This is a genomic window from Haloferax sp. SDI50, assembly GCF_059802635.1.
Map to the genome: position 1 here is coordinate 448,756 of NZ_JBPULL010000001.1, position 13,210 is coordinate 461,965.

Sequence of the window (13,210 nt, forward strand, 5' to 3'; positions counted from 1 at the left end):
CCGTGTCGCTCGCCGCACCCCGCCTCTATTGCGTGCCACCCGTCACAGTGAAAACGCTCTCTGACCGGGGTCTCGCGGTCGATTCTGGCAAATCAGCCCAAAGAACGTGAAACTTAACACCACCAGTAGTTAATCATCGAATCATGAGTACCGAATCATCCGTCCGGGTCGGCATCGTCGGCCTCGGCAACATCGGACACCACCACGCAGACCGACTCGTCGACCTCGGCGCGACCCTCGTCGGCGGCCTCGACATTCAGGCGGACGCCCGTCGCCGCTTCGCGGAGAAGTACGACGTGAACACCTACGAGGAGAAGTCGGAACTGTTCGAGGAGGTCGACGCGGTCATCATCACCACGCCGAACCGCTTCCACGAGGAGTACGCCGTCGCCGCGCTCGACGCCGGCCTCGACGTGCTGCTCGAAAAGCCGCTGGCGCACTCGCTCGAATCGGCCGAGCGAATCGCCGCGGCGGCCGAAGACGCCGACGGCTTCTGCATGGTCGGCTTCAACAACCGCTTTGCCAACCCCGTCGAGGTCGTCCGCCACCACTACGAGGAGGGCCGCTTCGGGGACGTGACCCACGTCGAGGCCAACTACGTCCGCCGCCGCGGCATCCCCGGGCGCGGGTCGTGGTTCACCTCGAAGGAGGTCGCCGGCGGCGGGTCGCTCATCGACATCGGCGTCCACGCCATCGACCTCGCGCTTTACTTCCTCGACTTCCCCGAGGTCGTCGAGGTCTCCGGCGTCACCCGCTCGGAGTTCGGTGACCGCGACGACTACACCTTCGTCGAGATGTGGGGCGAGGACGTGGGCCCGGAGGCCTTCGACGTGGACGACTCCGCGAGCGCCTTCATCCGCACCGACGAGGGGACGACCATCTCCCTCGAAGTCGCGTGGGCGACGAACCGCCCGACCAACGACGAGTTCTTCCTCCGCGGCACGGAGGGCGGCGTCCGCTTCGACCGCGCGAGCCACGACCTCCAGTTCTACGAGGACGGCGTCGGCGGCGGCAACCACCTCTCGACCGCGGACGTGGAGACGCAGGACAACGACACTCACAAGACCGAACAGGAGGCGTTCCTCGCGGCCGTCGCCGAGGGCGAACACCCCGGCCGCAACACGGTCGAACAGGGCCTCGCCGTCCAGCGCGTCATCGACGCCATCTACCGCTCGTCGGAGACGGGCGAGGCGATTCGCCTCGACGCGGCCGAGACCGAGACCGAGACGCCCCCGGCGAACTGACCACCGCGAACGCACACCCCTCACAGCCCCACTTCTCACACCATGTCCGTCATCGACTCACTCAGACGACCGGAACACACCGGCGAGAACCGCTGTCTCCCGTGTGCCGCCGTCAACGTCGCACTCGTCGTCGTCGTCGGCCTCGCGGTCAGCGTGCTCTCGCCGGTCGCCGGTCTCGTCGTCCTCGTCGGCGGCGCGCTGTCGGTGTACCTCCGGGGCTACGTCGTCCCCGGCACGCCCTCGTTCGCGCCGCAGTTGGTCGCCGCGGTCGGTCTCGCCGGCGTCTTCGACCACGGCGACGACGGCGGTCCGGACCGCCGCTCGGAATCGCTCGACGCCAACGTCGACCCCGACGCGATGCTGTCGGCGCTTCTGACCGCCGGGGTGCTGGTCGAAGAAGAAGACGGCTTGTTCCTCACTGACGACGCCCGCGAGGAGTGGGAGTCGACGATGGCGACGCTCCGCAAGACCACCGACGAGGAACTCGCCGAGGCGGTCGCTAACGCGGTCCCGTTCGAGGCGACCGTCGACGCCGAGTTCGACGGCATCTCGCTGGACGGTCCCTCGATGTCCGTGTGGATTTCCCGGCCGCAGGCCATCGCGGACGTGGCGACCCTCTACGCGGTCGTCGAGCGCGACGTCGACCCGATGGTCGCGCTCGCGGCCACGGAGCCGATGCGGATGTTCACCGAGGTCTGTCCGGACTGCGGCGGCCCGGTCGAGGAGACGACGACGCGCAACTGCTGCGGCGGCACCGCGGGGCTGTACGACTCGCCGGACCACGAGGTGCTCGGCTGTGCGGACTGCGGCGCGGTCGTCTACGAGTTCCCCGACGAGTAGCCGTCGCTGGCGGGGTGCGGTCGAGCGGGAAAGACGCGAGCGAAAACTGACGCTGCGAGTTCAGACGATTTCGTCGCGGTTCGGAACCTCGTCGCGGCCGAGCAGAATCTCCTGTCCCTCCACGTCTTCGAGCGCGGCGACCAGTCCGCCGACCTCGACGACGCCCTCCTCGGTCTCGATGTGGAGCGACGCGACCTCCTCCGTGTCCTCGAACGCCGTCTCGATGACGCGGCCTTCGACAACGATGGGGTCGCCCGTCTCGATGTCGCGGCCGGAGACGGAGGCGTAGAAGTCGCCGTCTATCTCGCGGATGTCCTTGACGGCCCGGCGGATGGAGGCGTAGCGGCGCGGGAACGGCCGGCGCTTGCCGTTGGCGACGATGGTTTCGGCGGTACTCCAGAGGACGGTCCCGAAGAAACCGCTGACGAGGAAGCCGAGCGCGGAGCGGTTGAAGATGACGCCGTAGCGGTCGCGGTCGTCGCGGAGGGCGTCTTGGGTCGCGTAGATGGAGTACTCGCCGTCAGCGACCGCGAGGACGGGCGAGGTGATGCCGCGGCGGGCGCGGGCGATGGTCGCCACGTCGAGGTAGTTGAACTCCTCGGGGTCGGGCGCGCGGGAGGCGGGCGTCACGAGCAGGTCGATGCTGACGCCGCTGTCGATGGCCGCCGCGAGGTCGTCGCGGAAGCGACGGAGCAGGTCGGGCGTCAACGAGAGCACGAGTTCGTACTCCGCGGCCTCGATAATCTCCTCGATGTAGCGGAGGATGGTCGACCGCGACTTGACGAGCGAGACGGCCTCGGTGTCGCGGGCGGGGGCGGTGTAGCGCGCCTCCAGCTCCTCGATGAGTTCCTCCAGCGAGGTCTTGACGTTCGCGAAGGCGTCGTCGGGGTCGACCGCGACGATTTTCATCGGGCGCGACTCGCGGAGCTCGACGAGGCCGCGGTCCGACAGGCTCCGGACCGTGTCGTACACCCGCGGCTGGGGGATGCTGGTTCGGTCGGCGATTTCGCTCGCCGTCAACTGTCCGTGTTCGAGGACGGCCAGATACGCGTCGATTTCGTACTCGCCGAGGTTGAAGCGCTCACCGACTCGCTCCATGGTGAGCCGCAGTTCGTCAGCCATGCTCGTGACGTGTACGGCATCACCTAAATCATTTACTGAAATCCGAGTAGCACGAAATTCCGAAAACAAGTGGCACAAACGGTAGCAGGGCGGCCGTCGAACGTCGCGGGACGGCGGGCGGGGTGAGGTGAGGCGGCACGCTCATGTTCACCCGGTCGTCGCGTCGGCCATGCGGATACTGCGACGGCCCGACACGTAGCCGTTCACCGCGACCGAACCCCCCGGAGTAACAACCCTTTTTTCGCCGCTCCCCGTTGCGGGTTCCATGCACGGAGTCGAGGGGGCTGTCGACGCGTCGGCCGCGGTCGGCGGGGTATCGACTGCGCGGAGCCACCTCGCGGTCGCCCCGCTCCAGTCGACGGCGCTCACGCCGCCGGCGTTCGTCCCGGAGTACCTCCTGTTTCCGGGGTGGCGAATCGCCGTCGCCCTCGTCATCGTCGCCCTGTCAGTCGGGTTCTCGAAGTACGCTGTCCGCCTGCTCGGCCGACCGGTCGCCCGGCAGTTCCGCCGCCAGAGCGTCGCCCAGACCATCCTGCGAATCGTTCGTCTCGCCATCGTTCTCGTCGGCGTCGGCGTCGGCGCGAACGTGCTCGGCCTCGAACTCGGCGACATCGTCCTCTCGGTGACGGTGTTCTCGGCGGTGCTCGGTATCGTCCTCGCGCCCATCGTCGGGAGCATCATCAACGGGGTGTTCGTCCTCTCGGACCAGCCGTTCGAAATCGGCGACATGATAGAACTCGACGACGGCACGAAGGGCTTCATCGACGAGATTACCCTGAGCTACACGAAGATATTCACCCTCGACAACACCTTTCTCGTGATGTCGAACTCGAACATCCGCGACCGCGACGTCATCAACTACTCCGCGGAAGACGAGCGGACTCGCCTGTCGCTCGACGTGCTCGTCACCTACGAGTCGGACATCGACGCCGCCCGCGACCTCGTCGAGCGCGCCGCCCGCGACTGCGACGCGGTGGTCGAAGGCGGGCCGGACATCCGCATCGGGAGCGCCCGCTACCCGGCGAAGCCGACCGCCTACATCAACTCCTACGCCGACAACGGCGTCCTCCTGCGTCTCCGCTACTGGGCGCTGAAACCGTACAAAATCGGTCGCATCCAGTCGGAGGTCCAGACGCGGCTCTGGACGCACGTCGAGGAGTCAGAGGCGACCGTCGAGTTCGCCTACCCGCACACGCACCTCGTCTTCGACGAGACCAGCGGGAGCCTCCACGTCACCGGCGACGAGGCCGCGAACCGGCGTCACGCCACCGCGTCGCCGGCACCGGGAGCGCCTACCCACCCGGTCTCCGGGGAGGGCGACGAAGCCCCGGTCGATGCGGCTGATTCGGCCGACGCGACCGACGCACCGGACTCGGCGGACGCGGAGTCAGCGGATACCGCCGAGAACTGACGGGGGACGGCGAACGCAGTCGAAACTGGTCGCACCGAAAACGGGGAACCGAACTCGAATCCGAGTCCGAACCCGAACCCGAACCCGAGCGCCGCCGGCTCAGTCGTCGGCGCGGACGGTGATAACCGTGCAGTCGAGCTTTTCGCGGAGGAACACGTCGATGTCGGGGTCGTCGAGGAACCGCCGGAGCATCCGCCGCCAGCGGCTCGCCTGTTTCGACCCGATGACGACGATGTCGGCCTCCTCGGCGGCGACCTCTTCGAGAATCGTCTCCTCGACGAGGAAGCCTCGGCGGACGACGTAGCGCGCGCGGACGAGCGGCCCGAACTCGGCTTCGACCGCCTGCTTGAGTTCGGTCCGCGTCACGCCGCGGTTCGACTGGTAGAGGTCGACGTGGAGGACCGTCAGTTCGGCGTCGCGCTCGCGCGAGACGCGGACGGCCTCTTCGAGCGTCGCCCGGGAGTGCTTCGAGAGCGGGTACCGAACCGGGACCACGACCCGTGTCATACTCCGAGACCACTCGCCGGGCGTGCGTGAACCTTTCCCTCTCCGACGGCCGCGTCGCCGTTGCTCACGCTCTTTCCGTCTCCGCTTCAGTCGTCGGCGCGGCTGGCCGACCGGCGCTCGATGCGCCCCTCGACGGCGGCGTCGAAGCCGACCTCGCGGGCGTAGCGCGCCAGCGCGTCGTGTTGAATCTCGAACTCGCCGCCCCGGTGGGCCTGCGTGATGGCCGGGAACTCCTGTGTGCTGTGGAGCAGGTAGTCGCTCGTGGCGACGGTGTAGCGCGCCTCCGGGTCGAGTGGCTCGCCGCCGACGAACGCCTCGACGACCTCGTTTCGGTCGTCGTCCCAGACGATGCGCGCGCCGCTGACGTGGGCGTGCCACCAGTCCGGTTCCCCGAAACCCATCTCGGCACCGCGGGCGGCCCCGAACGCCGCTAAGAGCTCCGTGCCGGTCACGTCGGCGACGACGAGGTGCTCCTCGAAGGGAACGAGGCTCACGAGGTCGGCGTGGGTTATCTCGGGGCCGACGGGCGGGCCGGAGCGGATACCGCCGCTGTTCTGGAGTCCCACGTCCGCGCCGGTCGCCCAGCGGTAGGCGTCAGCGATGGCGTTGCCGACGCGACACTCGCCGGCCGCGACGGTCTCCTCGGCGCGGTCCATCGGGCGGTCGATGCGGCAGAGCACCTCGTCGAGGCCGGCGGCGTCGACCCGGCCCTCCAGCGCCGCGACGAGTTCCGCGTCGGGTCGGTACTCGGCGGTCCGGTGACGGACCGTCTCGATTCGGTCGGCGGCGACGCGGACCTCCCAGATGACGTGGCCGTTCGCGCCGGGGCGGACGATTGGCACGCCGTCGACCACGTCGTCGCGCTCGGCGTGGACGTGGCCGCCGAGGACGAGGTCCACGTCGCACCGGGCGACCAGTTCGTCGTCGCCGCTCCCGAGGTGCGAGAGCGCGACGACGAGGTCCGCGCCGTCGTCCCTGAGGGCGTCGGCCGCGACCGAGGCGGCCGGGTAGGGGTCCGCGAAGTCGAGGTCGGTCGCCTCGGGGTTGATGGTGCCGGTCGCGGGGTCGGTGACGCCGAAGAATCCGAGCGTCAGTCCGTCCACCTCGCGGGTCGTTCGCGGGACGGTTCCCTCGGCGGCGGCGAACCGACCGCCGTCCTCGCCGCGGACGTTGCTCGTGACCCACGTCGGCCGGCTCGCGGCGACGAGTTCGCGGGTCCGGGTCGCACCGTAGTCGAAGTCGTGGTTGCCGAACGTTTCGAGGTCGGCGTCCACGGCGTCGTAGAAGTCGAGCGCCTGCCCGCCGCGCTCGACGAGCGAGAGGACGCCCGGCGCGGTGTTGTCGCCGGAGCCGACCACGAGGGTGTCGTCGCCGTCGAGGGCGCGGACACAGCCCGCGAGGCGGCCGGCGCGCTCGGTGTCGTCGAAGACGTTCTCGATGTCGGAGTAGTGGAGGAGCCGAGGCATTCGCTTCTCGAATGTGGCGGCGCGGGCGGATAAGAAGCCGTCGGGACGACCCGCGGGCGGGCGAGACGGCGCGGAACCGGCGCGAACCGGGGCAGCCGCCAGCGCCTCGACGCGGGCGAGTTCGCCGCTACTCGTCGTCTTCTCCTTCGAGTTCGAACGCGACTTCGACTTCGGCTTGGTACTCCCGTGTCTCGACGGACGCGAGTTCGACGCCGAGTTCCTTTACTTCGACCCAGTGGACGCCTGCGAGCGTCTCCTCCGCGCGGTTAATCGCGTCGTCGACGGCGGCGTCGAAACTCTCTGCACTCCGACCGACGAGGGTGATTTTCTTGAACACCATCTCGTCGGACCCTTCGTCATACTATCACAAATAATCGTCCCTGATTCGACGGCGGTGGGCGGGCGGCTCATCCCACATCGCGCTGTCGCGGGCTCACTCGTCGGGCCGATACGCGCGTGCGGTCTCGGCGCGCGCCGCGACGAGTCTGCGAGCCCACGCCACGGCCGAGGGATCGTAACTCACGACTAGCGCCTCCGGAGCGCCCATGTGGTCGTAGACGACGAGCGTGACGGAGGCCGTCGTCGGTCGGTCCACGACCACGACGCCGAACGTCGGGTCCTCGTCGACCGCGGCCACGCGGACGCCCGCGTCGACCATGGCGTCGAGGTCGTCGGGATAGCGGTTCGAGAGCCAGTCGAGCGACTCCGCGGAGAGGACGAGCGTGACGCTGTCACCGAGCCGGGTGAGCTGCTCGCGCGCCTCGGGCCAGTTACTGAACAGAAACGGGCCGTTGAAGCCGGCGAGCTCCGTCACCTCGTTGATATCGAAATCGAGCGGTGCGCGCCGTTCTATCTCCGAGAGGTCGCCGGTACAGACGACCGCCTCGCGGAACAGCGAGGGTGGCGGCTCGACCGACTCGGGGAGGTGGTCGAGCACGGGTACCGCGCCGAGCACGTTCGCCATCGCCCGAATCGCTTCGTCGTGTGTCTCCAGCGCGACTCGACCCGCGCTCGTGGCGACGAACCTGCCGTTCGACCGTTCGACGAGACCGAGCCCGACGAGTCGCTCGACGCCGCGGTCCACGGTGGACCGAGAGACCGAGAGCGTGCGGACCAGTTCGGCCTTCGAAAGTGACTCCGTCGAGAGCGCTTGGAGAATCTGCCGGCGACGGCCGACCGTTTCGAACGCGTCGGCGGCGTCCTCGTCTCCGTCACCGATCCAACTCGACATCGGTGTGAACGTCTCAGTCCGTGCACAAATGTATATCGGGATTCGAGAGAAATCGCCTGCTGTCGGCTGATTCTGACAGCCTAGTCTCCGCCGGTTCGTGTCAGCGAGATGCCGTTTCGAACCGCCGCTGCAACGCGCCGACCACGTCCGAGAGATGCGCGGTGCCCCAGATGGCGACGATGACGCCGCCGACGGCGTCGAACACGAGGTCCAGGAGCGTGTCGTCGAGACCGTACTGCGTCAGCACCGACGCGGTGCCGGCGAGCGAGGCGACCCCGGAGATGGCGAACTCGATGACCTCCCAGAAGACGCCGAACGCGAGGACGAAAAGCAGGATGAAGACGAACATGAACCGCGGCGGCAGGTAGATGTCCGCCGTGTGCTCGTCGACCGCGCGGACGGTCGCGTAACCGGCGGCCGCGACGACCGACGACGACAGCGCGTGCGTGAGATGGTCCCACCACCAGACGCCCGCGTAGAAACTGGTCTCCGAACCGGGGAAGCCGACCGTCCCGACCGCGTGGAGGAACGCCGCGGAGGATATCCAGAGCGTCAGCCCGGCGTCCATCGGGATGCGGTAGTCGCGTTCGAGTATCGCCGGCAGATAGGTCACGCCGAGACCGACGAGCGCGTTGACGACGATGCCGAGGTTCCCGCGGTCGAGGCCGATGAAGACGAGACCGACGAGGACGACCTGCATCGCCCGCGAGAGTTGGGACTGCCGCCGCTCGTCGATACGGAGGTGCGAGCGAATCTTCACGGCGACCCACCTCCCTCCGGCGCGCGGGAATCGCGGTCCGCCCCCGCCGCGTCCGACAGCCCGGCTACCTCCGCCTCCTCCGACTCCTCGGCCATCTCCGCCACCTCCTCGGGGAGTCGCTCGCGCGACCCGGCCCGGCGGCGGAAGTAGTACTCGAACAGCAATCCGGCGACGAGTCCGGCGACGGTGGCGGCGACGAAGTCCCACATCAGTCCCGCCTCGACGACGTGCTCGGGCCGCCCGTTCAACAGCAGGCGCGTCCCGAGGTAGAGGTCCGAGAGCCACTGGACGACCGCCCAGACGCCCGCGGCGGCCATCGTGGCGATGACGACGAAGAAGACGGCAAAGGAGTGGTTCATCCGGACCGGCGTGAACACGTCGAGTTCAACGGCGACGATGAGCGCGATGGCGGCCACCGCGAGGTACGTCGACACGCGCCCGGTGAACGTCACGCCGCCGATAGTCTGGCCCCGGACGAGCACGCGGGCGACGAGCGGGAGCGAGGCGAGCGCGACGACCTCCCACGGCAGCATCGCTCGCGGTTCGCGGAAGGCGACGGCCGGGACGACGGTGACCGCGGCCACGACGGCCGCGAAGCCGCCCCAAACGAGGTCGCCGCCGGTGACGACGCTCCCGACGGCGACGGCGACGAGGAAGCCAACGAACAGCCACGCGAGCGCCGCGTTGAGCCGTCTGCTCCGGACGAATCGCGCCAGCTCCGTCTGTGCGGCCTGCGACATGCTCGTCCGTTAGCGACGGGCTGAGAAAACGTTTGGGCGAAACCGCCCCGTTTCGATTACGTGTTCGTGCCGTGAACGACCTCGTAGTCGTTCCCACCACCGTTCGACACGCCGATGATTGCCCACTCGTATGGAAGGTCGATACCGCGAAGCCGCTCTCGAAGCGCGCTGATGTGGTCGTCCCACGTCACGAAGCAGCGGAACCGATACGGTGTCTCGGTGCCGCCGTCTGCGAGCACCGGACGGCATTCGGTCGCTTCGCGCGAACTCAGTGCGGTCACGTGGACCGTACGCCACTTGCGTTCGGCCAGCATATCGGGTCCGTCCCCCGAGACGGAGTAGCCGAGCCGGCCGAATATCGACCGAGCCTCCTGAACGGGAGGCGTCGAAGCCTGGGCCATGCACGTCTACGTACACCCGCACTCCTGATAAAGATTGTCACGCTATACCATACCAATAACTGGCGAGCGGTCGCGCCGAGACGCCCGGCTACTCGTGAGCGGCGTCCCACTCCTCGGGTTTGCGGACGTTCCCGCAGTTGTTGCACTCGATGCGGGCCATCGTGTCCATCGCGGTGTCGAACGAGTCGCAGTTGCCGCAGAGATAGCCCCATCGGTTCTCGGCGTCCTCGGTCGAATAGACGACGTAGAACGGTCCCTTCGAGCCGCGTTCGGGCTCGTCGGTGGCGACGAAGACGGTCTTACCGCTCGATACGGTCTGGGTCTGGAGTTCGGCCATGCCACCGATTCGCGCGCGGGTGGCTTAAGAAATTGGTCCCTACGTCCGGAACGACTCGCCGCAGCCGCAGCTGCTCTCGGCGTTCGGGTTGTTGACGTGGAAGCCCGCGCCTTGCAGGCCGCCCTCGAAGTCGAGGGTCGAACCGCCGATGTAGTTCATGCTCGCGGGGTCGACGAACACGCGGAGGCCGTGCTGTTCAACGACGGTGTCGTCGTCTTCCGGTTCGTTGTCGAAGCGCATCCCGTAGGACAGTCCGGCGCAGCCGCCCTGCTGGACGAACAGCCGAAGTCCGGCCACGTCGGTGTCCATCGACTCGCCTTCGAGGAGGGAGACGGCTTCGTCCGCGGCCGCGGGCGTGACCGTGACCGCCACATCGCCGCCGCCACTCGCGGATTCCGTGCTCATACGTCCCACTATACTGTGGGAACGGATAACTGTGGCGCAGGCGGAACTTCGCGCGCCGCCCCGGTAGGCTGTGGCTCCTCGGTGGAACGCCTCAGTTCACTCTTCGAACCGCTCGCGGACGCTCTGGGCGTGGGCGTCGAGACCCTCCGCCTCCGCGAGCGTCGTAATCGTCTCGGAAAGCCCCGACAGCCCGTCGCGGTCGAGACGCTGGACCGTCGTCGAGCGGACGAAGTGGTCCACCGAGAGCCCGCCCTGTCGCTTCGCGCCGCCGCCGGTCGGGAGGACGTGGTTCGTCCCGGAGGCGTAGTCGCCGGCCGCGACGGGCGTGTACGGGCCGAGGAAGACGCTCCCAGCGGAGTCGATGCGGTCCAACAGCGCCTCGTCGTCGTCGGCCTGAATCGTCAGGTGCTCGGCGGCGTACTCCTCGGCGAACAGCACCGCCTCGGACATCGACCGCGCGAGGAGGACGCCCGAGGCGTCGCTTTCGAGCGCGGCCTCGATAGTCTCCGTGCGCTCGCGCTCGCCCGCTTGCCGCTCGACCTCCGCGACGATGTCCGCGGCGAGGTCGGCGTCGTCGGTGACGGCGACGACAGACGCGTTCGGGTCGTGTTCGGCCTGCGCGACGAGGTCGGCGGCGACGAACCGTGCTTCGGCGGTCTCGTCGGCGACGACGAGCACCTCGGAGGGGCCGGCGAGGAAGTCGATGTCAACGTCGCCGCGGACCTCGGCTTTCGCCGCCGTGACCCACTTGTTGCCCGGTCCGACGACCTTCTGGACGGCCTTCACCGTCTCCGTGCCGTAGGCGAGCGCGGCGATGCCCTGCGCGCCGCCGACCGAGTAGACCGCGTCCGCGCCCGCGACGTGCATCGCGGCGAGCGTGACGGGGTTCATCGGCTCCGCGGGCGGCGTGGCGACCGCGACGTGTTCGACGCCCGCGACCTTCGCGGGGATGACGCCCATCAGGACGCTCGACGGGTAGGCGGCGGTGCCGCCGGGGGCGTAGACGCCCACCCGGTCGAGCGGCCGGTAGCGACGCCCGAGTTCGCGGGTGCCGTCGTCGCCGAACTCCTCGCGCCAGTCCTCGGGGACCTGTTTTTCGTGGAACGCGCGGACGTTCGCCGCGGCGGCCTCGATGGCCTCGCGCACGTCGTCGTCGAGTTCGTCGTAGGCGCGCTCGGCGGCGTCGGTCACGTCGATGTTGCCGACCTGGACGCCGTCGAACTCGTTTGAGAACTCCCGGACCGCAACGTCGCCCTCGCGGCGGACGCGCTCGACGATGTCGCGCACGTCGGACCGGACCTCCCCGACGCCGGCGTCCCGCTCGAAGAAGGCGCGGCGGGCGTCGGTGCCGAGGTCGGCCAGTTCGCGAACCTCGATGTTCATACCCCGGCTTTGCGGCCGGTGCGAAAAGTCGTTGCGGAAGCGGTGGGGCGGGCCGTCGGCGGCCGTCCGGTCCTCCGGACAGTCACGGAGCTAATCCGACGTTCGGCCGCCCCCACCCCCGCCCGGTCACCCGAGGAGCGTCGAGTACAGGAGCCAGCCGTTCAGGGCCACGATAACGGCGATGACGACGCCGAGGACGCCGGTCGTGGTCGCCCGGTTGCGGAAGTTTCCCATCAGCGACGCCTCGTGGGTGAACCAGAGGAGCGGAATCAGGACGAACGGGAGCTCGAAGCTCAGCGCGACCTGCGAGGCGACGAGCACTGACGTGGGGTCGAAGCCCGCGGCGACGATGAGGAGACTCGGCACGAGCGTGACCGACCGCCGGAGCCAGACGTTGATGTTGAGGTCCAGAAAGCCGTCCATGACGGTCTGGCCGGCCATCGTCGCCACGAGCGACGACGAAAGCCCGGCGGCGATGAGCGCGACGCCGAACGCGAGGCTCGCGTTCGCCCCGAAGACGCCGCTGAGGGTGACGTACGCCTCTTCGAGCGTCTCGATGCCCGTCCCCTGAAGTGCGGCGGCGGCGACGATGAGCATCGCGGCGTTCACGAACATCGCGCCGAAGAGCGCGACGACGGTATCGAGGCGCTCCAGCCGGAAGTGGCGGCGGTGGACGGCCTCGGTGTCGCCGTCGGACTCGATGAGCCGGTCGCGGCGGTCCTGTACGATGTACGGGTGGAGATAGACGCTGTGCGGCATCACGGTCGCGCCGAGGATGCCGATGGCGACGTACAGCGCCGAGGCGTTCGGCACGGTCGGGACGAGGCCGGAGGCGACGGTCGAAGCGGTCGGTCTCGCCAACGCCATCTCGAAGACGAACGCGAGGGCGATGACGCCGACGAGCGACATGATGGTGAGTTCGACCCAGCGGAACCCCCGTTTGTGTGCGGTCCGAACGCCGAGCAGGGCGAACGAACTCACCGCCGCGAGGACGGCTCCGGCCCACAGCGGCAAGGAGAAGACGAGGCTGAACCCGATGGCGGCCCCGATGATTTCGGCCATGTCGGTGGCGACCATCGCCAGTTCCGCGGCGGCCCACAGGACCACGACGACGGGACCTGAAAAGCGCTCCCGGCAGAGCTGTGCCACGCCCTTCCCGGTGGCGATGCCGAGTTTGGCGGCGAGCACCTGAATCCCCATCGCCATGACGCTGGCGAGGACGATGACCCACAGCAGGGCGGGACCGAACTTCGCGCCGCCCGAGATGTTTGTCGCCCAGTTACCGGGGTCCATGTAGGCGACGCTGATGATAAAGCCGGGGCCGAGGTACGAGAGCAGTTCGCGGAGCGAGGGGCGCATCCCC

15 protein-coding genes are annotated in these 13,210 nt (G+C 68.6%); 3 read left to right on the plus strand and 12 right to left on the minus strand.

Going from position 1 to position 13,210, the window contains the following annotated elements:
- Positions 1–143: 143 nt before the first annotated feature.
- Positions 144–1,244: a Gfo/Idh/MocA family protein gene (locus ACSR87_RS02345; RefSeq protein WP_498529355.1), complete on the plus strand. Its 1,101-nt coding sequence runs from the start codon at positions 144–146 to the stop codon at positions 1,242–1,244.
- Between the two features lie 42 nt (positions 1,245–1,286).
- Entirely contained in the window at positions 1,287–2,084 is a 798-nt protein-coding gene (locus ACSR87_RS02350; RefSeq protein WP_498529356.1) for a DUF8054 domain-containing protein, read from the plus strand.
- A 60-nt stretch (positions 2,085–2,144) separates the two neighbouring features.
- Here the strand turns inward: ACSR87_RS02350 and trmB are convergent, their stop codons facing one another.
- Positions 2,145–3,206: an HTH-type sugar sensing transcriptional regulator TrmB gene (trmB, locus tag ACSR87_RS02355; protein WP_004062257.1), complete on the minus strand. Its 1,062-nt coding sequence runs from the start codon at positions 3,204–3,206 to the stop codon at positions 2,145–2,147.
- A gap of 265 nt (positions 3,207–3,471) precedes the next feature.
- On the opposite strand from trmB, the gene ACSR87_RS02360 reads away from it, so the two are divergent.
- A complete protein-coding gene (locus ACSR87_RS02360; protein WP_498529357.1) occupies positions 3,472–4,617 on the plus strand; it encodes a mechanosensitive ion channel family protein in 1,146 nt (381 codons plus the stop codon).
- A 99-nt stretch (positions 4,618–4,716) separates the two neighbouring features.
- Here the strand turns inward: ACSR87_RS02360 and ACSR87_RS02365 are convergent, their stop codons facing one another.
- The 11 genes from ACSR87_RS02365 to ACSR87_RS02415 all read right to left on the minus strand — a co-directional run bounded on the left by ACSR87_RS02365 (position 4,717) and on the right by ACSR87_RS02415 (position 13,206).
- Positions 4,717–5,124 carry a universal stress protein gene (locus ACSR87_RS02365; RefSeq protein WP_008576034.1) on the minus strand — a complete coding sequence of 136 codons (408 nt, stop codon included), beginning with the start codon at positions 5,122–5,124 and terminating at the stop codon, positions 4,717–4,719.
- Between the two features lie 86 nt (positions 5,125–5,210).
- Complete coding sequence (locus tag ACSR87_RS02370; protein ID WP_498529358.1) at positions 5,211–6,590, minus strand: bifunctional metallophosphatase/5'-nucleotidase; 1,380 nt, start codon at positions 6,588–6,590, stop codon at positions 5,211–5,213.
- Positions 6,591–6,717: 127 nt separating this feature from the next.
- The gene (locus tag ACSR87_RS02375; RefSeq protein ID WP_008576032.1) at positions 6,718–6,930 is read right to left on the minus strand and encodes a dodecin; all 213 of its coding nucleotides are present in this window, start codon (positions 6,928–6,930) and stop codon (positions 6,718–6,720) included.
- A 93-nt stretch (positions 6,931–7,023) separates the two neighbouring features.
- Entirely contained in the window at positions 7,024–7,821 is a 798-nt protein-coding gene (locus ACSR87_RS02380; RefSeq protein ID WP_498529359.1) for a helix-turn-helix transcriptional regulator, read from the minus strand.
- Positions 7,822–7,921: 100 nt separating this feature from the next.
- The gene (locus ACSR87_RS02385; RefSeq protein ID WP_498529360.1) at positions 7,922–8,581 is read right to left on the minus strand and encodes a DUF2238 domain-containing protein; all 660 of its coding nucleotides are present in this window, start codon (positions 8,579–8,581) and stop codon (positions 7,922–7,924) included.
- Complete coding sequence (locus ACSR87_RS02390; RefSeq protein ID WP_498529361.1) at positions 8,578–9,321, minus strand: hypothetical protein; 744 nt, start codon at positions 9,319–9,321, stop codon at positions 8,578–8,580. Before ACSR87_RS02390 ends, ACSR87_RS02385 begins: the two co-directional genes overlap by 4 nt.
- 56 nt (positions 9,322–9,377) lie before the next feature.
- The gene (locus tag ACSR87_RS02395) at positions 9,378–9,722 is read right to left on the minus strand and encodes a DUF7116 family protein (protein ID WP_498529362.1); all 345 of its coding nucleotides are present in this window, start codon (positions 9,720–9,722) and stop codon (positions 9,378–9,380) included.
- 88 nt (positions 9,723–9,810) lie between these two features.
- The gene (locus tag ACSR87_RS02400; RefSeq protein ID WP_004042840.1) at positions 9,811–10,059 is read right to left on the minus strand and encodes a DUF5816 domain-containing protein; all 249 of its coding nucleotides are present in this window, start codon (positions 10,057–10,059) and stop codon (positions 9,811–9,813) included.
- A 39-nt stretch (positions 10,060–10,098) separates the two neighbouring features.
- Positions 10,099–10,464, minus strand: a complete 366-nt coding sequence (locus ACSR87_RS02405) for a HesB/IscA family protein (RefSeq protein ID WP_004062279.1) — start codon at positions 10,462–10,464, stop codon at positions 10,099–10,101.
- 96 nt (positions 10,465–10,560) lie between these two features.
- Positions 10,561–11,841, minus strand: coding sequence for a histidinol dehydrogenase (hisD, locus tag ACSR87_RS02410; protein WP_498531020.1), 1,281 nt, complete (start codon positions 11,839–11,841; stop codon positions 10,561–10,563).
- A gap of 132 nt (positions 11,842–11,973) precedes the next feature.
- On the minus strand, positions 11,974–13,206 hold the full coding sequence (locus ACSR87_RS02415) for an Nramp family divalent metal transporter (RefSeq protein ID WP_008576024.1): 1,233 nt from the start codon (positions 13,204–13,206) through the stop codon (positions 11,974–11,976).
- Positions 13,207–13,210 lie beyond the last annotated feature (4 nt).

Coding starts and splice junctions, on each gene's coding strand:
- ACSR87_RS02350 (WP_498529356.1), top strand. CDS start 1,287: ATGTCCGTCATCGACTCACTCAGACGACCGGAACACACCGGCGAGAAC.
- trmB (WP_004062257.1), bottom strand. CDS start 3,206: ATGGCTGACGAACTGCGGCTCACCATGGAGCGAGTCGGTGAGCGCTTC.
- ACSR87_RS02400 (WP_004042840.1), bottom strand. CDS start 10,059: ATGGCCGAACTCCAGACCCAGACCGTATCGAGCGGTAAGACCGTCTTC.
- ACSR87_RS02360 (WP_498529357.1), top strand. CDS start 3,472: ATGCACGGAGTCGAGGGGGCTGTCGACGCGTCGGCCGCGGTCGGCGGG.
- ACSR87_RS02390 (WP_498529361.1), bottom strand. CDS start 9,321: ATGTCGCAGGCCGCACAGACGGAGCTGGCGCGATTCGTCCGGAGCAGA.
- ACSR87_RS02395 (WP_498529362.1), bottom strand. CDS start 9,722: ATGGCCCAGGCTTCGACGCCTCCCGTTCAGGAGGCTCGGTCGATATTC.
- ACSR87_RS02380 (WP_498529359.1), bottom strand. CDS start 7,821: ATGTCGAGTTGGATCGGTGACGGAGACGAGGACGCCGCCGACGCGTTC.
- ACSR87_RS02345 (WP_498529355.1), top strand. CDS start 144: ATGAGTACCGAATCATCCGTCCGGGTCGGCATCGTCGGCCTCGGCAAC.
- ACSR87_RS02405 (WP_004062279.1), bottom strand. CDS start 10,464: ATGAGCACGGAATCCGCGAGTGGCGGCGGCGATGTGGCGGTCACGGTC.
- ACSR87_RS02365 (WP_008576034.1), bottom strand. CDS start 5,124: ATGACACGGGTCGTGGTCCCGGTTCGGTACCCGCTCTCGAAGCACTCC.
- ACSR87_RS02415 (WP_008576024.1), bottom strand. CDS start 13,206: ATGCGCCCCTCGCTCCGCGAACTGCTCTCGTACCTCGGCCCCGGCTTT.
- ACSR87_RS02375 (WP_008576032.1), bottom strand. CDS start 6,930: ATGGTGTTCAAGAAAATCACCCTCGTCGGTCGGAGTGCAGAGAGTTTC.
- ACSR87_RS02370 (WP_498529358.1), bottom strand. CDS start 6,590: ATGCCTCGGCTCCTCCACTACTCCGACATCGAGAACGTCTTCGACGAC.